The 19,293-nt window shown below is 29.9% G+C and carries 21 protein-coding genes; 12 read left to right on the top strand and 9 right to left on the bottom strand.

Going from position 1 to position 19,293, the window contains the following annotated elements:
• Positions 1-49 precede the first annotated feature (49 nt).
• From AC2D6T_RS00380 to AC2D6T_RS00370, 3 genes are all read left to right on the top strand, one after another.
• Entirely contained in the window at positions 50-328 is a 279-nt protein-coding gene (locus AC2D6T_RS00380) for a hypothetical protein (protein ID WP_298945948.1), read from the top strand.
• A gap of 270 nt (positions 329-598) precedes the next feature.
• On the top strand, positions 599-994 hold the full coding sequence (gene rbfA, locus AC2D6T_RS00375) for a 30S ribosome-binding factor RbfA (protein WP_298945946.1): 396 nt from the start codon (positions 599-601) through the stop codon (positions 992-994).
• A gap of 26 nt (positions 995-1,020) precedes the next feature.
• Positions 1,021-2,226, top strand: coding sequence for an ABC transporter permease (locus AC2D6T_RS00370; RefSeq protein ID WP_484680069.1), 1,206 nt, complete (start codon positions 1,021-1,023; stop codon positions 2,224-2,226).
• Between the two features lie 51 nt (positions 2,227-2,277).
• Here AC2D6T_RS00370 and hpf read toward each other — a convergent pair whose 3' ends face one another.
• The 3 genes from hpf to AC2D6T_RS00355 all read right to left on the bottom strand — a co-directional run bounded on the left by hpf (position 2,278) and on the right by AC2D6T_RS00355 (position 4,921).
• Positions 2,278-2,580 (bottom strand): ribosome hibernation-promoting factor, HPF/YfiA family, encoded by a 303-nt coding sequence (hpf, locus tag AC2D6T_RS00365; RefSeq protein ID WP_484680068.1) that lies wholly within the window; start codon positions 2,578-2,580, stop codon positions 2,278-2,280.
• A gap of 106 nt (positions 2,581-2,686) precedes the next feature.
• Positions 2,687-3,688, bottom strand: a complete 1,002-nt coding sequence (gene dusB / locus AC2D6T_RS00360; protein ID WP_484680067.1) for a tRNA dihydrouridine synthase DusB — start codon at positions 3,686-3,688, stop codon at positions 2,687-2,689.
• Positions 3,689-3,697: 9 nt separating this feature from the next.
• Positions 3,698-4,921: a M28 family peptidase gene (locus AC2D6T_RS00355; RefSeq protein ID WP_298945937.1), complete on the bottom strand. Its 1,224-nt coding sequence runs from the start codon at positions 4,919-4,921 to the stop codon at positions 3,698-3,700.
• A gap of 45 nt (positions 4,922-4,966) precedes the next feature.
• On the opposite strand from AC2D6T_RS00355, the gene AC2D6T_RS00350 reads away from it, so the two are divergent.
• The 3 genes from AC2D6T_RS00350 (at position 4,967) to lepA (ending at position 8,296) form a co-directional block, all read left to right on the top strand.
• Entirely contained in the window at positions 4,967-6,064 is a 1,098-nt protein-coding gene (locus AC2D6T_RS00350; protein WP_484680066.1) for a TolB family protein, read from the top strand.
• Positions 6,065-6,108: 44 nt separating this feature from the next.
• A complete protein-coding gene (locus tag AC2D6T_RS00345) occupies positions 6,109-6,384 on the top strand; it encodes an EF-hand domain-containing protein (RefSeq protein WP_438989862.1) in 276 nt (91 codons plus the stop codon).
• 115 nt (positions 6,385-6,499) lie between these two features.
• The gene (gene lepA, locus AC2D6T_RS00340; protein WP_484680065.1) at positions 6,500-8,296 is read left to right on the top strand and encodes a translation elongation factor 4; all 1,797 of its coding nucleotides are present in this window, start codon (positions 6,500-6,502) and stop codon (positions 8,294-8,296) included.
• A 263-nt stretch (positions 8,297-8,559) separates the two neighbouring features.
• Here lepA and AC2D6T_RS00335 read toward each other — a convergent pair whose 3' ends face one another.
• The 4 genes from AC2D6T_RS00335 to AC2D6T_RS00320 all read right to left on the bottom strand — a co-directional run bounded on the left by AC2D6T_RS00335 (position 8,560) and on the right by AC2D6T_RS00320 (position 12,720).
• Positions 8,560-10,935, bottom strand: a complete 2,376-nt coding sequence (locus AC2D6T_RS00335; RefSeq protein ID WP_484680064.1) for a TonB-dependent receptor — start codon at positions 10,933-10,935, stop codon at positions 8,560-8,562.
• 174 nt (positions 10,936-11,109) lie between these two features.
• Positions 11,110-11,532 (bottom strand): hypothetical protein, encoded by a 423-nt coding sequence (locus tag AC2D6T_RS00330; RefSeq protein WP_298945927.1) that lies wholly within the window; start codon positions 11,530-11,532, stop codon positions 11,110-11,112.
• A gap of 4 nt (positions 11,533-11,536) precedes the next feature.
• A complete protein-coding gene (locus AC2D6T_RS00325) occupies positions 11,537-11,899 on the bottom strand; it encodes a DUF2237 family protein (RefSeq protein ID WP_298945925.1) in 363 nt (120 codons plus the stop codon).
• Between the two features lie 122 nt (positions 11,900-12,021).
• Positions 12,022-12,720 carry a zinc metallopeptidase gene (locus AC2D6T_RS00320; RefSeq protein ID WP_484680063.1) on the bottom strand — a complete coding sequence of 233 codons (699 nt, stop codon included), beginning with the start codon at positions 12,718-12,720 and terminating at the stop codon, positions 12,022-12,024.
• Positions 12,721-12,867: 147 nt separating this feature from the next.
• Here AC2D6T_RS00320 and AC2D6T_RS00315 point away from each other — a divergent pair, with 147 nt between their 5' ends.
• The 6 genes from AC2D6T_RS00315 to AC2D6T_RS00290 all read left to right on the top strand — a co-directional run bounded on the left by AC2D6T_RS00315 (position 12,868) and on the right by AC2D6T_RS00290 (position 17,217).
• Entirely contained in the window at positions 12,868-13,905 is a 1,038-nt protein-coding gene (locus tag AC2D6T_RS00315) for an asparaginase (RefSeq protein ID WP_484680062.1), read from the top strand.
• A 208-nt stretch (positions 13,906-14,113) separates the two neighbouring features.
• Positions 14,114-14,836 (top strand): MotA/TolQ/ExbB proton channel family protein, encoded by a 723-nt coding sequence (locus AC2D6T_RS00310; RefSeq protein WP_484680061.1) that lies wholly within the window; start codon positions 14,114-14,116, stop codon positions 14,834-14,836.
• A gap of 9 nt (positions 14,837-14,845) precedes the next feature.
• Entirely contained in the window at positions 14,846-15,307 is a 462-nt protein-coding gene (locus tag AC2D6T_RS00305) for a hypothetical protein (RefSeq protein ID WP_298945918.1), read from the top strand.
• Between the two features lie 4 nt (positions 15,308-15,311).
• On the top strand, positions 15,312-15,938 hold the full coding sequence (locus tag AC2D6T_RS00300; RefSeq protein WP_298945916.1) for an ExbD/TolR family protein: 627 nt from the start codon (positions 15,312-15,314) through the stop codon (positions 15,936-15,938).
• Between the two features lie 17 nt (positions 15,939-15,955).
• On the top strand, positions 15,956-16,420 hold the full coding sequence (locus tag AC2D6T_RS00295) for an ExbD/TolR family protein (RefSeq protein WP_298945914.1): 465 nt from the start codon (positions 15,956-15,958) through the stop codon (positions 16,418-16,420).
• 119 nt (positions 16,421-16,539) lie between these two features.
• Entirely contained in the window at positions 16,540-17,217 is a 678-nt protein-coding gene (locus tag AC2D6T_RS00290) for a porin family protein (RefSeq protein WP_484680060.1), read from the top strand.
• Here the strand turns inward: AC2D6T_RS00290 and AC2D6T_RS00285 are convergent.
• Complete coding sequence (locus tag AC2D6T_RS00285) at positions 17,212-17,814, bottom strand: hypothetical protein (protein ID WP_298945910.1); 603 nt, start codon at positions 17,812-17,814, stop codon at positions 17,212-17,214. The two genes, AC2D6T_RS00290 and AC2D6T_RS00285, sit on opposite strands and share 6 nt — an antisense overlap.
• A complete protein-coding gene (gene rpoN / locus AC2D6T_RS00280) occupies positions 17,814-19,271 on the bottom strand; it encodes an RNA polymerase factor sigma-54 (protein ID WP_484680059.1) in 1,458 nt (485 codons plus the stop codon). Before rpoN ends, AC2D6T_RS00285 begins: the two co-directional genes overlap by 1 nt.
• Positions 19,272-19,293 lie beyond the last annotated feature (22 nt).

Here is a 19,293-nt window from a genome sequence, read left to right as displayed (position 1 = left end):
ATAAATAATAACGAAAGACTAAAAGCTAAAAACTAAAAACTAAATAAATATGTTTTTAGAAATAGTTACACCAGAAGCTATATTATTTTCATCAGAGGTAGATTCTTTTACTGCTCCTGGTACTAATGGAGAGTTTCAAATATTAAATAATCACGCACCTATTGTTGCTAATTTAACTGAAGGTCGTATTGCTATAAAAGCAGCTAACGTTGTTTTAGATGATAAGTTTAAAGAAAAGTTTGAAACTATGAGTGATAAATTAGTTATAAAAATTAACTCTGGTACTCTAGAATTAAATGATAATAAAGCAATGATACTAGCTGACTAATACCTAGCTAACAAAGCATTCAATAACTAAAAAACCTCAAAACAATTTGTTTTGAGGTTTTTTAGTTTCAAGAAAAATATTTTACTTTTAGAAAGTATTATTTGACTTTCCTTATTGAATACTAAACTAAATAATTCATATCCCAAAAAAAATAGATGGTTATTGAGATGTTTTATTTACTAACTTAAATAAAAAAACAACGTAACTTTGGTGATGTATGCCTATTAAAAATAAGATATATACTCCGTAAAAATATTGTAAATTTGTACCATGGAAGAAACAAACAGACAGCGTAAAATTGCAGGAGTTTTACAAAAAGACTTGGTAGATGTGTTGCAAAAAGCAGCACAAGATGGAATGAAAGGAGTAATTATCTCTGTTTCTAAAGTACATGTAACCTCAGATTTAGGAGTTGCAAAAGTATATTTAAGCATTTTTCCATCAGAAAAAAGAGACGAAATTATTACAGGAGTACAATCAAATACGCCTTTAATACGTCATGAAATGGCAAAAAGAACCAAAAACCAATTACGTAGAATGCCAGAGTTATTATTTTTTGGCGATGATACGTTAGATTATATCGAAGAAATAGATCAATCTTTAAAAGGTAAAGACGCAGACCCAATTAAAAACCCAGAGGTATTACCAAAACGTCAAAAAAGATAGTTTTATAAGTATCTAAAGAAAACAATATGAAGAGTTTTCCCTTTTACATTGCTAAAAGATACTTGTTTTCTAAAACTAGCAATAATGCCATCAATATTATAACAATTATTGCTTCTTTTGGTGTCATTGTAGGCTCTTTAGCCTTGTTTATTATTCTATCTGGTTTTTCTGGTTTAAGAACTTTTAGTTACAATTTATTAGATGTTTCTGACCCAGATATTAAAATTACATCACAAAAAGGAAAATCTTTTTTTATTACTCAAGCACTTTCTGAGATACTTTTAAGCAATACTTCTATACAAGAAACCACAAAAGTTATTGAAGAACGTGTTTTTTTAGAATACAAAGAAAAAACAGAAATTGCTTACATAAAAGGTGTTGAAGATAATTATACACAAATCTCTAAATTAGATTCTGCACTGTATGTAGGTTCGTGGTTGTATCAAGATTTTAGCAATACAGCTGTCATTGGTAGAGGCATTTCTAATAAACTATCTTTAGGAACCCTTAATTATGGAGAGCCTTTAAAAATAATGGTTCCAAAACCTGGTAAAGGTTTTATAAACCTTCGAAATCCGTTTTATAAAATAAACGTACAAATTGTAGGTATTTATTCTGGTACAGAAGATTTTGAGGGTAAATTTGTGTTTACATCTCTAGTGGAAGCTAAAAAATTACTCCGTTTTAAAAATAATCAAGTTACTGCTATAGAGGTAAAATTAAAAGATATTTCCAAAGCAAACCAGGTAGCAGAACAATTATCAAAAGAGTTAGGTGATAGTTACAAAGTACAAACCAAAGCACAGTTAAACGAAGTTTTTTACAAGGTAATTAATACCGAAAATTTTGTTTCTTATTTAATATTTACACTTATTGTCATTATAGCATTATTCAATGTAATTGGTGCCATTATTATGATGATAATCGATAAAAAACACAACCTAAAAACACTCTATAACTTAGGAGCTACCATAAAAGAGGTTAAAAAAATATTTGTCTTACAAGGTTTTCTACTAACTTTTATTGGTATGTGTATAGGTTTATTTCTAGGGATAGTTTTAGTACTATTACAACAAAAATTTAGTTTGTTTATGATTGTACCAGATTTAGCCTATCCAGTAGAGTTAAAATTTACCAATTTTTTAATCGTGTTTTTTACAATTACTTTATTAGGATATATGGCAGCTAAAATTGCCAGTAGTAGAATTTCTAAAAGTTTTGTAGAAAAGTAATACCAATTCTGTATTGAAATTTCAATACAGAATTGATACAACTATTCATCATTACATATAAGGCTTTAGAACGCCTTTTCTTTTTTTCAATTGTTTTTCTAAATCGCTAATGGTATGTTTTACAGCTAATTCGTAATTTTTTTCGTTAGATGATGCAAAAATTCTAGGACCAGCAAGACTTAATTCCATTTCGCAAATTCTGCCTAATTTTTTAGGTGAATTTTCTCTTTTAAAAAGTACAGTAACATTAATAATGTCTTCGTATTTTTTTTCTAAATTTTCCAATTTTCCTTGGGTGTAAGTTTCTAAAGATTCACTAGTTGATATGTTTACAAATTGAATAGCTACTTTCATAATTCTCGATTTTTAAATTATACATTTAAAAGTAGTTAATATTCGAGCCTAAAGAAATGATAAATATCAGCCTTTTAGAGAAAACTGAATATTTTAGAAAAATAAATCACCCAATTTCAGGTAGGGTAGCATTTCCAAATTTAGCTTCTACTTCATCAAAAGCGCTAAAAACATCTTTTGGATCATCAGAAGTTACCATTTTTAATCTATATTCTTTAAAATGAGGAATTCCTTTAAAGTAATTGGTATAATGTCTTCTAGTTTCTACTACACCTAAATGTTCTCCCTTCCAATCAATAGCCATTTGTAAATGTCTTCTGGCAACAGCTGTTCTTTCTGCAATGGTTGGTTTTGCCAAATGTTCTCCTGTTTTAAAAAAGTGTTTTACTTCGTTAAAAAACCAAGGATATCCAATAGCAGCTCTACCTATCATAGCACCATCTAAACCATATTTATCGCGCATTTCCATGGCTCTTTCTGGTGTGGTAACGTCTCCATTACCAAAAACAGGAATGTGCATTCTTGGATTGTTTTTTACAGCAGCAATAGGTTTCCAATCGGCATCACCTTTGTACATTTGTGCACGTGTTCTACCATGAATCGAAATGGCTTTACAACCCACATCTTGCAAACGTTCTGCAACTTCTACAATTCTTATAGAATCGTGGTCCCAACCCAAACGCGTTTTTACGGTAATTGGCAAATTGGTATGTTTTACCATAGCTTCTGTAAGAGAAACCATTAAATCGATATCTTTTAAAATACCTGCACCAGCACCTTTAGAAACTACTTTTTTTACAGGACAACCAAAATTAATGTCAATTATATCTGGATTCGATTTCTCAACAATCTCAATTGTTTTTAGCATCGAATCTAAATTAGCCCCAAAAATTTGAATGCCAACAGGACGCTCTTTTTCGTAAATGTCTAATTTGATCACACTTTTGGCAGCATCTCTAATCAAACCTTCAGAAGAAATAAATTCTGTATACACAACATCTGCACCATTTTCTTTGCACAAAGCTCTAAAAGGTGGGTCAGAGACGTCTTCCATAGGTGCTAATAATAATGGAAATTCTGGAAGTTGGATATTGCCTATTTTTGCCAAAATATTTTTTTAAAAGTTAATTTCTTTTTCTAAAGTTTCAGAACCTCTTTTAACTACCGCTTTTGTTTTGTCTCCTTTTTCAAAAACAGATAGAGCACGCATGTAACTCATCATATTGGTTACTATACTATCTCCTAACTGTATTACAATATCACCTTTTTGTAAACCCGCTTTTTGTGCAGGTTTGTCTTCAGAAATGCCATCAATTCTCATACCCTGACCATCAAATAAATAATCTGGTATTACCCCCAAACCAACTTTAAAACGCGGAGTTTCTTCACTTTCGTTTTTTGTTTTTCTAAAAGTAAGTTTTCCATTATCATCCAAATCTGTAATTACGTTAAAAATGTATTTGCTAATGGTTTCCATTCCTTTATAATTTAGTTTTTCAGAATCGTCACTAGGCTTGTGGTAATCTTCATGCTGACCCGTAAAAAAGTGCAACACAGGGATGTCTGCTAAATAAAAACTAGTATGATCACTTGGGCCCACACCAGATTCTTGCTGAATTAATTTAAAATTATTGTTGTGCGATTTTAAAACCTGTTTAAAAATGGGCGAAGTTCCTGTACCGTATACAGCCAAAGTACTATCTTTTTTTAACCTACCAACCATATCCATATTAATCATATAGGATACTTTTTTGGTATCTATTGTTGGGTTTTTTACAAAGTAATTAGAACCTAAAAGTCCCATTTCTTCTCCAGAAAAAGCCATAAATAAGTAATTGTTACTAGTATTTTTCTTTCTTAATTTGGCAGCTAAATTTAGCAGAATAGCAACACCAGATGCATTATCATCTGCACCATTGTGTACTGCTTTAATAGAATCTCTGTATAAAGAACCTTCGCCACCAAAACCTAAATGATCATAATGTGCGCCAATAATTACCGTATTTTCTGCATTGTTATTTAAAAAACCAATTACATTATTTCCTGTAATGGTTCCGTCTCCATTTACATCAAATTTAACATCATCATGTGGATTTGTTTTTGGCTTAAATGTAAAGGGTTGTAAGTATTTTTTTGTTCCCTTAGGTTGTAATTCTAGTTCTATAAAACGATTAGAAATATAGTGGGCTGCTTTTTTTTCTCCTTCAGTTCCTGTCTGTCTTCCTTCTAAAGCATCAGAAGCTAAAAAAGAAACATCTTCTTTAATGCGTTCTTCTTGGTTAATAGTTGATTTACAAGAAAATAAAATTGATAAAAAAACTAGAAATAGAATGTTTCTCATAACGATAAATATTATTTTTACAAAGTTAATTAATAAAAACAGAAAATGAGAATTCTTTCTACACTACTAATCGCCTTTTTATTACTTTCTTGTAAAAACAATAAAAAATCAACTGAAACCAATATTACAGAAAAGCTTGTAAACAAAAACCCTTTAATTTATCCAGAAGAAACACACTTTAAAAGCTTACGTCAGGTAACTTTTGGGGGCGATAATGCAGAGGCATATTGGAGTTTTGATGATAAACAATTGGTATTTCAATCGAATTATAAAAACTGGAATGTTAGTTGCGATCAAATGTTTTTAATGAATGCAGATGAGAACTTTAAAGACAAAATGCCACCTATGATTTCTACAGGAAAAGGACGTACAACTTGTGCGTATTTTTTACCAGACAACAAACATATTATTTATGCATCTACACATTTGGTAGATGAGAATTGCCCAGAAGTACCTTTGCGTAAAAACGGGAAATATATTTGGCCTGTATATGATAGTTTCGACATTTTTGTAGCAGATTTAGAAGGGAATATTGTAAAACAATTAACCAATGAAAAAGGCTATGATGCTGAACCGACAGTGTCTCCAAAAGGCGATAAAATTGTATTTACATCAACCAGAAGTGGAGATTTAGAATTGTATACCATGAACATTGATGGTACAGATGTAAAACAAATTACAGATGAGTTGGGTTATGATGGTGGTGCATTTTTCTCCCCAGATGGTACAAAAATTATCTTTCGTTCTTCTAGACCAAAAACCAAAGAAGAAATTAAAGCTTACAAAGATTTGTTAGCAGAAGGTTTGGTAGAACCTACAGAAATGGAATTGTATATCTGTAATGCAGATGGTTCAGAATTACGTCAATTAACAGATTTAGGCAATGCCAATTGGAGTCCGTTTTTTCATCCTTCAGGAAAAAAAATATTATTTTCCTCTAATTTTGAAGCAGAAAGAGGCTTTCCTTTTAATTTATATTTGATAGATATTGATGGGAAAAATTTAGAAAGAGTAACACATGGAGAAACGTTTGATGCTTTCCCTGTATTTTCTAATGATGGCAAAAAGTTGGCTTTTTCGTCAAACAGAAATAATGGTGGTGGGCGTGATACAAATTTATTTATCGCAGAATGGCAAGATTAATTTTAATTACTTAACTTAAGCCATCAACCAAAAAAAAAGTACATATGAGCGTAAAAGTAGATATTTTAAGAAAAATTAGAATTTTAATTACCAATCAATTTGATTCACCAGAAGAAGCTTTTCGTTTTTTTGATTCTGATGAAGATGCCAGATTAAACAAATTTGAAATTAAAAAAATGCTAAGAGCAGCAGAAATAAATGGTTTTATCTCTGGTTTTGTAGCAAATGAATTATTAAAAGGCCATGATACAAATAGTGATGACACCATAAATTGGGAAGAATTTAAAGTTGCTATTGCAGAACTAGAAAGAGATTTATAAGTTTTTATTAAAAATAGATACCAAAAAGTACAATGAAATCCATTGTACTTTTTTTGTTTGTAAAGGGTGGTAAATACCATATCTTTGCGAATTGAAAGTAGTTAGAAAACGAAGTATGAAAAACATTAGAAACTTTTGTATAATCGCACATATAGACCATGGTAAAAGTACTTTGGCAGACAGATTGTTAGATTATACAGGTTCTGTAACTGAACGAGAAAAGCAAAATCAGTTATTAGATAATATGGATTTGGAGCGCGAACGTGGCATTACCATAAAATCGCACGCCATTCAAATGGATTATGAGTTGGATGGAGAAAAATATATTCTTAATTTAATAGACACTCCAGGTCACGTAGATTTTTCTTATGAAGTTTCACGTTCTATTGCAGCTTGTGAAGGCGCTTTGCTAATTGTAGATGCGGCTCAAAGTATACAAGCACAAACCATTTCTAACTTATACTTGGCTTTAGAGAATGATTTAGAAATTATTCCTGTTTTAAACAAGGTAGATTTACCAAGTGCAAACCCAGAAGAAGTAACAGATGATATTGTAGATTTATTAGGTTGCGATCCAGAAGAAGTTATTCACGCAAGTGGTAAAACAGGTTTTGGTGTAGATAATATTTTAAAAGCAATTATAGAAAGAGTTCCTGCACCTAAGGGAAACCCTGATGCACCTTTAAAAGCCTTAATTTTTGATTCTGTTTACAATTCTTACAGAGGTATAGAAACCTATTTTAGAGTTATTGATGGTTCTATCAAAAAGAATCAGCAAATAAAATTTATGGCTACCAACAAAGAGTACAATGCAGATGAAGTAGGTACTCTTAAACTAGAACAAGTTGTTAAAAAAGAAATAAAAACTGGAGATGTTGGTTACTTAATTACAGGTATTAAAACAGCAAAAGAAGTAAAAGTAGGAGATACTATTACCGATTTTGAAAAGCCAACTTCAGATTTAATAGATGGTTTTGAAGATGTAAAACCAATGGTTTTTGCAGGTATTTATCCGGTAGATACAGAGGATTACGAAGAATTGCGTAGTTCTATGGAAAAACTACAATTAAATGATGCTTCTTTGGTGTTTCAACCAGAAAGTTCTGCAGCGCTAGGTTTTGGTTTTAGATGTGGTTTCTTAGGCATGTTGCACATGGAAATTATACAAGAACGTTTAGAGCGAGAGTTTAACATGACTGTAATTACTACAGTACCTAACGTGTCTTATTATGCGTACACCAATAAAAACCCAGACGAAGCAATAATTGTAAACAATCCATCAGATTTACCAGAACCAAGTAAATTAAATAGAGTAGAAGAGCCTTTTATAAAAGCTTCTATTGTAACAAAATCTGATTTTGTTGGGCAGGTTATGAGTTTGTGTATCGAAAAACGTGGGCAAATTATAAACCAAACCTACTTAACTACAGAACGTGTAGAGTTAATTTTTGAAATGCCTTTGGCAGAAATTGTATTCGATTTTTACGACCGATTAAAAACCGTTTCTAAGGGTTATGCTTCTTTCGATTATCATCCAATTGGTATGAAAGAATCTAAATTAGTACGTGTAGATATTTTATTAAATGGAGATACTGTAGATGCACTTTCTGCATTATTACATACAGATAATGCCTATACCATTGGTAAAAAAATTGTAGAAAAATTAAAGACTTTAATTCCAAGACAGCAGTTTGATATTCCAATTCAGGCAGCAATTGGTGCAAAAATTATTGCTAGAGAAACAACCAAAGCCTTACGTAAAGACGTAACTGCAAAATGTTATGGTGGAGATATTTCTAGAAAACGTAAACTGTTAGAAAAACAGAAAAAAGGTAAGAAAAGAATGCGTCAAGTAGGTAATGTAGAAATACCACAAGAAGCATTTATGGCGGTTTTAAAATTGAATGATTAGAAAAATAATCAAGATTTTAGAATTAAGATAAAATATATAATTTAAAACCTTTTTGAGCAATCAAGAAGGTTTTTTTTGAAGCTATTTCCTGCTTTCCATTATATCTTTTTATACAGAAACGAGTTCAGCATAAAAAGGATGCCATTTCAATCAGGGCTAAATTTGTTTGTTAGCTCAATTTTTTTAGAAACATAAGTGTTTTTTATAAAAAAAACTAACCCTCTAGCCATTTTCTAAAATTTCATGTTCATTAAACAAATATATTAATTACTGTCATTAATTCTGTTTTCTTCATCTCTATTCCTATTACGTTTAGATTTTTTCTTACCAAACTTAGAACCAAAACTATACACCATTCTTAATTGAATATTTTGTCTAGAGCCATTACTTTCTACTGCAGCAATACCATTACCATAATCTATATTACCTACAAAACCTCTGTTAAGCATTTTATTAAAACCTAAATTTACTTTTAACTTATCATCTAAAAACTTTTTTCCAAAAGAAAAATCTAATTCTGTTAACCAATCTACCTCAATTTGTCCTTCTAAAGCACCTGTACCATAATTTCCACTTACTTCAAAATTCACATCCCAAGGCAATTGATAACTTGCTTGTAAAAACCAAATTAAGTTCCATTTATTTAAATCTACATTATATGTAGAAGACTTAAAATCGGTATTGGTAACAATAATACCAGTGTAACCTTCCAATCCTTTTACAAAATTTACGGGTGCAAATAGTCTAAAGTTCCAATTAGCATTATTTTCTACATTTACTTCTTGCTGTCGTATTTGTGCTGTAGAATTATCTTGTTTTATCAATTGAAAAATAACATCGTCTGTTTTGCTATAACCTACTGTAAAAAAAGGTTGTCCTTCGTAGGTTAAATTAAATTGATAATTATTTGTGTAAGAAGGTGTTAAATTGGGATTTCCTTCACCTGCAGAAAACGGGTCTAAAAATTGTTGAAAAGAGTTTAAACTGTTGTAAGAAGGTCTTTGTATTCTGTAACTATAAGAAATACTTGCGCCTAAAACCTCTGTTAATTCTCTACTTAAAGAAGCGCTTGGAAATAGTTTTTTAATGGGTCTTTTCTGAACTACAGTTTTTAAAACTCCGTTCTCTAAAAAGGTTGAAGTTCCATCTGTGTTACTATCTTCGTAACGCAAACCACTAGAAAAAGACCATTTTCCCATTTTTGCATTTATTTTTCCATAAAAAGCCAATATGGTCTCATCTATTACAAAGCGACTACTTGCTTCGTTAACTTTGTCAAAATTCCCAGAGTTGTTTTCTTCAAAAGTTTGTAAGTCGTTGTCTGTTTTTACATCTGCAAACCTAGAACCTGCGCTTATTTTTAAATTGTCTGAAATGGTTTTTGTATAATCTGCCCTATATGTTTTTATATTATAAGTTCCATCTTGTATATATCTTCTGTCTACAAAAGAAATTGTACTTCCAGCAACATCATATAATGTATTTGTGTTATCATTAGTAAAATCAACATAATTAAAATCTAAAACTAATTTATCTTTTTCTGTTTTGTATTCGTAATATGGGTTGATATTAAAAGTTTCTCGATCTCTATTAAAATAGTTTTCAGAAAACAATGTATTTGTAGTATTTACATCAGAAATAATGGTTTCGCTTTTTGAAGTTCTTGTAGATTTTCTGGTGTTTAATCTACCTCCAATACCTATAGAATGGTTTTTTGCTATGTAATAATCTAAACTACCAGCAATGCTAAAATTATCTGGATCGTAAGGTTCTCTTGTAGCTTGATTGTAAGTTTCTCTTCCTACTGTTCTCATTAAAAATAAATCGTCTCTCCAAGTTGGTTGCGAGTAATTTACGCTTGTTTGCCAATTTAATTTGTTTTTATAACTGGCAATAGAAAAACCAGATCCCCACTCAAAACCTTGGTCCTCACCAATCCAAGAGTTTACAGCGCCATGTGTACCTAAACGCACATTTTTCTTTAATATAATGTTGATGATAGCACCTGCACCAGAAGCTTCATATTCTGCACCAGGTTGTTCTACTACTTCTATTTTAGAAATATTATCTGCAGGAAAATCTCTTAAAAGCGTTTCAACATCCATATATTCTGTAGTTTTACCATTTATAAGGATTCTTACACCACTATTACCAGCAATTGAAATGCCATTATTAGTTACTAAAACACCTGGTATTTTTCGCATTACATCTTGCAGATTGGTGTTAATCATTTCCGATTTTTCTAAATCTACAATTAGTTTTTCTGCAGTTTGTTTAATTACGGGTCTTTTACTTTTAATTACTACTTCATTAAGCGTCTGGCTTTCTTCTTTTAAAGTAAAGTTGAAGGTTTTATTGCTACTTAAATCAAACTCTTTTACTTTTTGAGTTTCGAAACCCAACATAGAAATTTCTAGTTGATACTTTCCTGAAGCAAGGTTTTTAATTTCGTAAAAACCAGTATCAGTAGAAACAGTTCCTTTTGGGGTTGCTTTACTACCAATTTTATACAAAACAACATTTGCAAAAGTTAAAGGATTATTTTCTGTATCTATTATTTTACAAGAAATAGTATGCTGTGCATTTATTGTTAAAACGTTAATAAAAAAGATCAATAGTAATGTTGTTAAAAATTTCATTTTGGTTGATGTTTTAATAATACACTGTAAAAGTGCCTTGTTTGTTACAAGAAAAAAATTAAAATCTGACGAACTGGGATATTTTACCGACGAATAAACTTTTTTTTCTTACAAAGTACAGACGCTTAAAAACCTAAAAAGGTTTACTGAAAAGAATTAAAACTGAAGTTTTTATTAAAAAAAGAAAAGATGAAAAATGAATAAAAGAGACCATAATAAGGTACGTAGCCAATTTCTATTCACAAGAAGTTGTAAAGTGTTTTGTGTTATTTTTTCTTCTGAAATTTTAAAATGTAGCGGAGCAAAGCCCCAAAAAGTAAAAATCCACAAAAATAAAACGATACTAAAATACGGTAAACTAAAAGATAGTGATTTGTAAAATAAAGCTAAAAAAGCAAATGCTAACTGACTTGTCATTAAAGGAATAACAATAATTGCAATGCTATGGGTGTATTTTTTATGCCATAAAAATAAGTTGTCTTTGTTAAAAAATAAAAAACTAGGATACACTATTAATTGCACCATCCAAATTAAAATAACCAAACCAGCATCTATTAAAAGAGCTATTAATTCTATTTTATCCCAATAGTTTTCCATTTAATTATTCTTTAAAAGCATATTTTTTTAGCATTTCTAAAGAAGTATATTGTAAAGATTTTTTGTGTGTTGCTTCTAAAATTATAAAAGGAGCTTTGCCTGCTTTTTCTGCTTCTAACCATCTAGAAATACATAAACACCATTTGTCTCCAGGTTGTAGTCCTGGAAAATTCCAATGCGGCATTGGGGTCATTAGGTTATTTCCTCTGGAGGCAGAATACTCTAAAAACTCTTTAGTAACTATAGCACAAACAGTGTGTGTACCATAATCATCTGCGGTTGTTTTACAAAATCCATCTCTAAAATAACCCGTTAATGGTTGGTAACAGCAACTTTGTAATGATGTATTTAGTACGTTTAAATCCAATTAGTAATCATTATATCGGTAAAGGTACAAAATGTATCACCTTTTTAAAAAGAGAAAATACTCCAATTAAAATTGCAGTATTTTGTACACTAAAAATTTATTATTTACTAATCTAAAAAATATTAATCTCTACCACTTAAAATTTGCAATCCCCAATATAAAAGCATTGCTAAAGAACCTAAAGCAGCTACCAAGTAGGTTCTTGCGGCCCATTTAAGAGCATCTTTAGAACTAGCATATTCTTCTTGAGATACCATGTTTTTGTTTTTTAACCAAGCCAAAGCCCTGTTACTTGCGTCATATTCTACAGGCAAGGTTATAAAACTAAATAATGTTGCAAAACCCATACAAACCAAACCAGCAATAGCTATATAAAAACCAATGCTAGTAGCGCCAGAAGCAGCACCTAAAATTAATCCACCAATTACTAACCATTGAGAAAATTTAGAAGTAACACTTACAATAGGTACTAATTGAGAACGCATACTTAAATAACTATAGGCTTTTGCATGTTGAACAGCATGCCCAACTTCGTGCGCAGCCACAGCAGCTGCTGCTGCATTTCTTTGGTTGTAAACAGCTTCACTTAAATTTACAGTTTTGTCTTTTGGGTTGTAGTGGTCTGTTAATTTACCAGGAGTAGAAATTACTTTTACATCAAAAATACCATTGTCTGCCAACATTTTTTGAGCAATTTCTGCACCAGACATTCCGTTTCTTAACTGAGTTTGAGAGTATTTTTTAAATTTACTTTTAAGTTGATTGCTAACCAGCATGCTCATTAAAGAGATAACACCAATTAAAATATAGAAACCTATCATAATTTATAAATTTTTAAATTGTATTTCGTTTTTTGTTTGATAAATTTACAACATAAAGTATTCCATTTTATTTATAAATGCTTTTTTTTGATGTTTTTTCTGCTGAAACATTAAAATTTAATAGAATATTTAGAATTTAATGACAAAATGACAAACAAGCCCAACATACTCATCATATATACAGGAGGTACCATTGGTATGGTTAAAGACTATAAAACAAATGCTTTAAAAGCTTTTGATTTTAGTGAGATTGTACAAAATATACCAGAATTACAGCAATTAAACTGTAATATAAAGAGTATTTCTTTTAAAGAACCTATAGATTCTTCTAATATGAATACACAATATTATATTGATATTGTAGAGATAATAGAGTCTAATTACACAAAGTTTGATGGTTTTGTTATCCTTACAGGTTCAGATACCATGTCTTATATATCTTCTGCGGTAAGTTTTATGTTAGAAAACTTACAAAAACCTATCATTTTTACCGGTTCTCAATTACCCATTGGAGATATAAGAACAGACGCAAAAGAGAATTTAATTACCTCTATAGCAATTGCCTCTGTTAGAAAACAACATCAACCTTTAATTAAAGAAGTATGTTTATATTTTGAGTATAAATTATATAGAGCTAATAGAACAACAAAAATTAGTGCAGAACACTTTGAAGCTTTTGCATCGATGAATTACCCTGCACTAGCAGAAAGCGGGGTGCATTTAAAGTTTAATGAAGCGTTATTATTCAAACCAACAGAAAAAGACAAACCTCTAATTGTTAGAAAAAATTTGATATCAGATGTGGTAATTTTAAAATTATTTCCTGGAATTACAAAAGCAACTGTAGAGGCAATTTTAAGCATACAAAATTTAAAAGGGGTTATTTTAGAGAGTTATGGTTCTGGTAATGCACCTAATGAAACCTGGTTTATCAACTTACTTAAAAAAGCCATAGCAAAAGAAATTAAAGTTGTAAACGTAACCCAATGTTCTGGAGGCAGTGTAATTTTAGGTCATTATGATACTAGTGTAAAATTAAAAAAAATAGGTGTAATTAGTGGTTTAGATATAACAACAGAATCTGCGGTTGCAAAATTAATGTACTTGTTAAATGAAGATTTATCTTTAGAAATGTTTAAATACCACTTTCAAAAATCATTAAGAGGAGAAATTACTAAAAAATAGTTTTTATTAAAATTATACATCTAGAAAAAAAAACATTATTTTTACATAAAATAGATTAAATTTTTTTGAGGGACAACATTTTTTTTGTTACTTGCCACTCCATTTCAAAGAAAAAAAAATAAAATTAAATTGATATATTTTTTATTTAATTTGAAATGAAAATTTATATATTTAACCCGTTAACTATTAAAAATTAATTATAACAAAGATGAAAAAAGTAGTAAATGTCCTATCTGTAACAGGATTAATGTTTTTTGGAGCTATTCAATCAACTTTCGCACAAGAAGCAACTGAAGAATCAAGAACTTTCCACCAAGAGTTAAAACTTCGTTTTATTGAGGGTGACCCACAATTTATGGGAATTGTATTAGTAGCCTTAATATTAGGTTTAGCCATAGCAATAGAAAGAATTATTTATTTAAACATGGCAACTACAAATACTAAGAAATTAGTAGCAAACGTAGATGATGCTTTAAGTTCTGGTGGTGTAGAAGCTGCAAAAGAAATCTGTAGAAATTCTAAAGGGCCTGTAGCATCTATTTTTTATCAAGGTTTAGATAGAGTAGATGAAGGTGTAGATGCAGCTGAAAAAGCAGTAGTTTCTTATGGAGGAGTTCAAATGGGACTTTTAGAGAAAAATGTATCTTGGTTATCATTATTTATTGCATTAGCACCAATGTTAGGTTTCATGGGAACTGTAATTGGTATGATTGATGCCTTTGATAGAATTGCAGTTGCAAATGATATTTCTCCAGCAGTAGTAGCAGGTGGTATTAAAATCGCATTATTAACTACAGTATTTGGTTTAATTGTTGCAATTATTTTACAGATTTTTTACAACTATATCGTTGCTAAAATCGATAGCATTGTAAACAATATGGAGGATGCTTCAATTCAATTAATAGATTTATTAGTAAAATATAAAAAATAATAAGACAAGATGAAAAGCAATAAAATTTTAAATATTTTAATTGCAGTCATCGCCATTATAGGAGCATTTCTTTTCATAAGAATATTTATGGAGGATGCTGATCTTTTAAAAGAAGATGGTGACTTGCAAAATAAAGTAATTAGTCCAATAATTTATTTCTCTACTTTCTTGTTCTATGCAGCAGTAGTAATAGCAGTATTATTATCTCTATGGAGTTTGATAAGAAATCCGCAAAACCTTAAAAAAACTTTACTTGGTATTGGTGTTTTAGCTGTTGTTTTAATAATAGCTTACGTGATGTCTGATACTCAAGCAGTTTTAGATACACAAGGTGTTGTATTAGAAGGAGGAGAAGAAGGATCTACAACTAATAAATGGGTTGGTACAGGTATTCTATACAGTATTATACTTGGTGGAATAGCATCGCTATTTTTTGTATACGATTTAGTTAAAGGATTAATAAAATCATAAAATTATGGCAAGAAGAGAGAATCCAGAAATTAATGCAGGTTCTATGGCAGATATTGCTTTCTTGCTATTAATTTTCTTTTTAGTAACTACCACTATGAATGTAGATTCTGGTATTTCTAAAAAGTTATCAGAAAAACCACCACCAGATTATGTACCTCCAATTATTAAGGAGAAAAACATCTTCGAAGTAAATATTAATAGAAATAACGAACTTCTTGTAGAAGACGCTCGTATGGAAATTAAAGAATTAAAAGAAGCTGCAAAAGCTTTTATAGATAATGGTGGAGGTGAAGGAAAAGTAGAAAATGGTATAGCAACTGGTCCTTGTACGTATTGTAAAGGAGAAAAGAGTGAATCATCTTCCGATCATCCCAACAAAGCAATTATTTCTGTACAGAGTGATAGAGGTACTGATTATGGTACCTACTTAAAAGTACAAAATGAACTTTTAAAAGCTTATACAGAATTACGTAATAGGTTGGCAATGGAGCGTTATGGCATATCTTTTGATGAGTTAGAAGAAGCATATAAGAAAGCAAGAACTGACGAGTCTTTAAAGAAAAAAGTTGAAGATATAAAATTAGCATATCCTCAAATTATTTCTGATGCTGAACCAACGTCTGCTAATTAATTTAAAAATATAATAATATGTCTAAGTTTAGAAAGAAGAAAAAAGGAATGCCAGCAGTAAATACAGCGGCATTACCAGACATTGTATTTATGTTATTATTTTTCTTTATGGTAACTACTACTATGAGAGAAACAGATTTAAAATTAGAAGCTCCTAGGTTACCTTCTGCAACAGAAGTTAAAAAGTTAGAGCACAAAAGCTTAGTTACTACTATTTATGTAAGTAAAGCTAAAGACTCTAAATATGGTGTAGGGTATAATAAAATTCAATTAAATGATAAAATAGCATCTGCAGATGATGTACCTGCTTTTATTATGAACTCTAGAGAAAAAGTTTCTGAAGCTGAAATACCTTTTATGACAACTTCTATTAAGGCTGATAAAGAATCTAATGTAGGTACAATTACAGATATTAGATTAAAGTTAAGAGATGTGAATGCACTTAAAATTAGTTATTCTGCTTCTAAAGGAGGTGGTAATTAATTTTATATACAGTATTTAGAAAAGGGATAATTCTTAGAATTATCCCTTTTTTTTTGCTTTTTATTTTAATTATAACATATTTTTGAAATATTGTATCTTTATACTACGTTACATTTATTATGAAAATCAAAGTTGCTTTTTTATGTTTACTATTCACAGTAGTCAATTCTTTTGCTCAAAAAGACACTTTGCAATTGGGAGATAGGTACGCAGAAGATCAATTATATATTTCTATATCATATAGCCAACTAAATGAGCAACCTTCACTTATAAGCAAAAGTAATTTCTCTTATGCATTATCTGCTGGGTTCCTTAAAGATATCATTCTAAACAAACAAGGTAGCGTTTCTTTTGCTGCTGGTGTTGGTTTTGGTTACGATTATTTTAATCACAAACTAAAAGTTGATGAAGTAAATACATCTACAACCTTTAGTAGCGATAATACGATTAATAATAATATATTTAAAACTTACAATTTAGAATTTCCTTTAGAGTTTAGATGGAGAACTTCTAATGCAAAAAAATATAATTTTTGGAGAGTTTACACAGGGGTAAAGTTTATATATAATCTACAGAATACTTTTTCGTATACGGATGCCAATCAACAAAATTTTAAGTATAAGAATTTAAATGCCTATAATAATTTGCAATATGGCTTAACGTTTTCTGCAGGTTATGATGAGTTTAATGTGCACCTTTTTTATGGTTTATCACCAATTTTTAAAGATGCAACTATCAACATAGAAGCTATAAATACCAAGATTTTAAAATTTGGTCTTATTTATTATTTGCTATAGAAATAAGTAAACACTAATTGGTGCTATAAAACCAGTAAAGAAACCTAAATAAACTTCTGTTGTTGTGTGAGCGTTTAAATACAATCTTGCATTACCCAATAATCCTGCAAATAAAAAACCTATTACAATTATTGGTACGTAATTAATAGGATAAACCTCTCCTAAAATTAAGAAGAAACTGGTAGCTATGCCAATAGACATTAAATGTATACTTGTTTTTAAATTAAAACCAAAAAGAAAATAGATTAGAATTAAACCAAAACTAGAAGCGTAAAAAAGTATCCCTAAATCTCTTATTTGAGAAATATTAACAATGGTATTTCCTAAGAGATAGAATAATATAATCATTATTGCTATGGGTAATTTTCTTTCTCTTATACTTTTTGTTTTAAAACTTTTTACTAGTTTTATTTTTTTAAAAATAATTAGAATTAACAAGGGTATTAAATAAGTAGTTATAAAAACCAAACTTAAAATAGCTAGTTTTTGTTGGCTTTCTAAATTATTTGGCGTTAAAAAAAAGTATAGAAATACACCAATAGTTGGTATGACTATTGGGTGTAAAACTACAGATATTGTTTTGTAGAATTTTTCCACTAGATTTCTTTTCTTAGCCTAGCAACAGGCAAGTCTAATTGTTCTCTATATTTAGCAATAGTTCTTCTAGCAATTGGGTATCCTTTTTCTTTTAAAATACCCGCTAGTTTTTCGTCTGTTAAAGGTTTCTTTTTATTTTCTTCTGCGATTACAGTTTCTAATATTTTTTTAATTTCTCTAGTAGATACATCTTCACCTTGATCATTTTTCATAGATTCAGAAAAGAACTCTTTAATTAACTTTGTTCCATATGGTGTAGCTACATATTTACTATTGGCTACTCTAGAAACCGTAGAAATATCCATATTAATCTTATCTGCAATATCTTTTAAAATCATTGGTTTTAACTTGCGCTCATCACCTGTTAAAAAATAATCATATTGGTAGTGCATAATTGTGTTCATAGTTACTAAAAGGGTTTGCTGACGTTGTTTTATAGCATCTATAAACCACTTTGCTGCATCTAATTTTTGTTTGATGAAAAATACTGCATCTTTTTGAGATTTGGTTTTTATATTAGATTCTTTATACCCCTTTAACATGTTGTTATATTCACTAGAAACACGCAATTCTGGTGCGTTTCTAGAGTTCAAGGTTAAATCTAATTCGCCATCTATAATTTTAACAGAAAAATCGGGTACAATTTGTTCTGCTATTTTATTATTTCCAGCGTAAGAACTACCAGGTTTTGGATTTAATTTAGAGATTTCTACATTTACCTCTTTTAATTCTTCTTTAGATATATGAAATTTTTCTTGTAATTTATTGTAATGTTTTTTTACAAAATGATCAAAAGCAGTTTCTAAAATATTTATCGCTAAACTTCTAATTTTAGTTTTATCTTTTGCTTTTAATTGTATAGTTAAACACTCTTTTAAATCTCTAGCACCAACCCCTAAAGGGTCTAAATTGTGTACAGCTTTTTTTAAAACCGAGATTACTTTTTCTTCCGTTGTAAACACATTTGCAGTAAAAGCCAAATCGTCTACAAGGTCTATAATTTCTCTTCTAATGTAGCCACTATCATCTATACTGCCTACTAAAAACTCTGCAATAGCAAATTCTTCTTCATTTAAACGAAAGGTATTTAATTGGTTTTTTAAAGATTGATGAAAACTAGTACCAGCTGCATAGGGTAGGTTTTTTTCTTCATCATCAGCAGAATAATTATTGGCTTGTGTTTTGTAGTTAGGTATTTCATCATCACTTAAATACTCATCTATATTAATGTCTTCAGCCTCAATTTTTTCTGTTCCAGTTTCATCAAATTCATTTGATAAATCTTCGTCAAAAGAATCGCTTTGATCTTTACCAATATCTAAAGCCGGGTTTTCTTCTATCTCTTGTTTTAAACGCTCTTCGAAAGCTTGTGTAGGCAATTGAATTAGCTTCATCAACTGTATTTGTTGTGGAGATAATTTTTGAAGTAACTTGTATTGTAAGCTTTGTTTTAGCATATATACAAATATAACAAATAGG

This window comes from Polaribacter sp. YIW18, from assembly GCF_057219325.1.
Note: the sequence above shows the minus strand (reverse complement) of the source record. Positions and strands in the feature narration are given on the sequence as shown.

Excerpts from the sequence above, each read along its gene's own strand:
- AC2D6T_RS00355 (WP_298945937.1), bottom strand. The coding sequence starts at position 4,921 with ATGAGAAACATTCTATTTCTAGTTTTTTTATCAATTTTATTTTCTTGT.
- AC2D6T_RS00335 (WP_484680064.1), bottom strand. The coding sequence starts at position 10,935 with ATGAAATTTTTAACAACATTACTATTGATCTTTTTTATTAACGTTTTA.
- AC2D6T_RS00350 (WP_484680066.1), top strand. The coding sequence starts at position 4,967 with ATGAGAATTCTTTCTACACTACTAATCGCCTTTTTATTACTTTCTTGT.
- hpf (WP_484680068.1), bottom strand. The coding sequence starts at position 2,580 with ATGAAAGTAGCTATTCAATTTGTAAACATATCAACTAGTGAATCTTTA.
- AC2D6T_RS00370 (WP_484680069.1), top strand. The coding sequence starts at position 1,021 with ATGAAGAGTTTTCCCTTTTACATTGCTAAAAGATACTTGTTTTCTAAA.
- AC2D6T_RS00320 (WP_484680063.1), bottom strand. The coding sequence starts at position 12,720 with ATGATAGGTTTCTATATTTTAATTGGTGTTATCTCTTTAATGAGCATG.
- AC2D6T_RS00380 (WP_298945948.1), top strand. The coding sequence starts at position 50 with ATGTTTTTAGAAATAGTTACACCAGAAGCTATATTATTTTCATCAGAG.
- AC2D6T_RS00345 (WP_438989862.1), top strand. The coding sequence starts at position 6,109 with ATGAGCGTAAAAGTAGATATTTTAAGAAAAATTAGAATTTTAATTACC.
- AC2D6T_RS00305 (WP_298945918.1), top strand. The coding sequence starts at position 14,846 with ATGAAAAGCAATAAAATTTTAAATATTTTAATTGCAGTCATCGCCATT.
- AC2D6T_RS00330 (WP_298945927.1), bottom strand. The coding sequence starts at position 11,532 with ATGGAAAACTATTGGGATAAAATAGAATTAATAGCTCTTTTAATAGAT.
- AC2D6T_RS00310 (WP_484680061.1), top strand. The coding sequence starts at position 14,114 with ATGAAAAAAGTAGTAAATGTCCTATCTGTAACAGGATTAATGTTTTTT.
- AC2D6T_RS00315 (WP_484680062.1), top strand. The coding sequence starts at position 12,868 with ATGACAAACAAGCCCAACATACTCATCATATATACAGGAGGTACCATT.
- AC2D6T_RS00300 (WP_298945916.1), top strand. The coding sequence starts at position 15,312 with ATGGCAAGAAGAGAGAATCCAGAAATTAATGCAGGTTCTATGGCAGAT.
- rpoN (WP_484680059.1), bottom strand. The coding sequence starts at position 19,271 with ATGCTAAAACAAAGCTTACAATACAAGTTACTTCAAAAATTATCTCCA.
- AC2D6T_RS00290 (WP_484680060.1), top strand. The coding sequence starts at position 16,540 with ATGAAAATCAAAGTTGCTTTTTTATGTTTACTATTCACAGTAGTCAAT.
- rbfA (WP_298945946.1), top strand. The coding sequence starts at position 599 with ATGGAAGAAACAAACAGACAGCGTAAAATTGCAGGAGTTTTACAAAAA.
- lepA (WP_484680065.1), top strand. The coding sequence starts at position 6,500 with ATGAAAAACATTAGAAACTTTTGTATAATCGCACATATAGACCATGGT.
- AC2D6T_RS00295 (WP_298945914.1), top strand. The coding sequence starts at position 15,956 with ATGTCTAAGTTTAGAAAGAAGAAAAAAGGAATGCCAGCAGTAAATACA.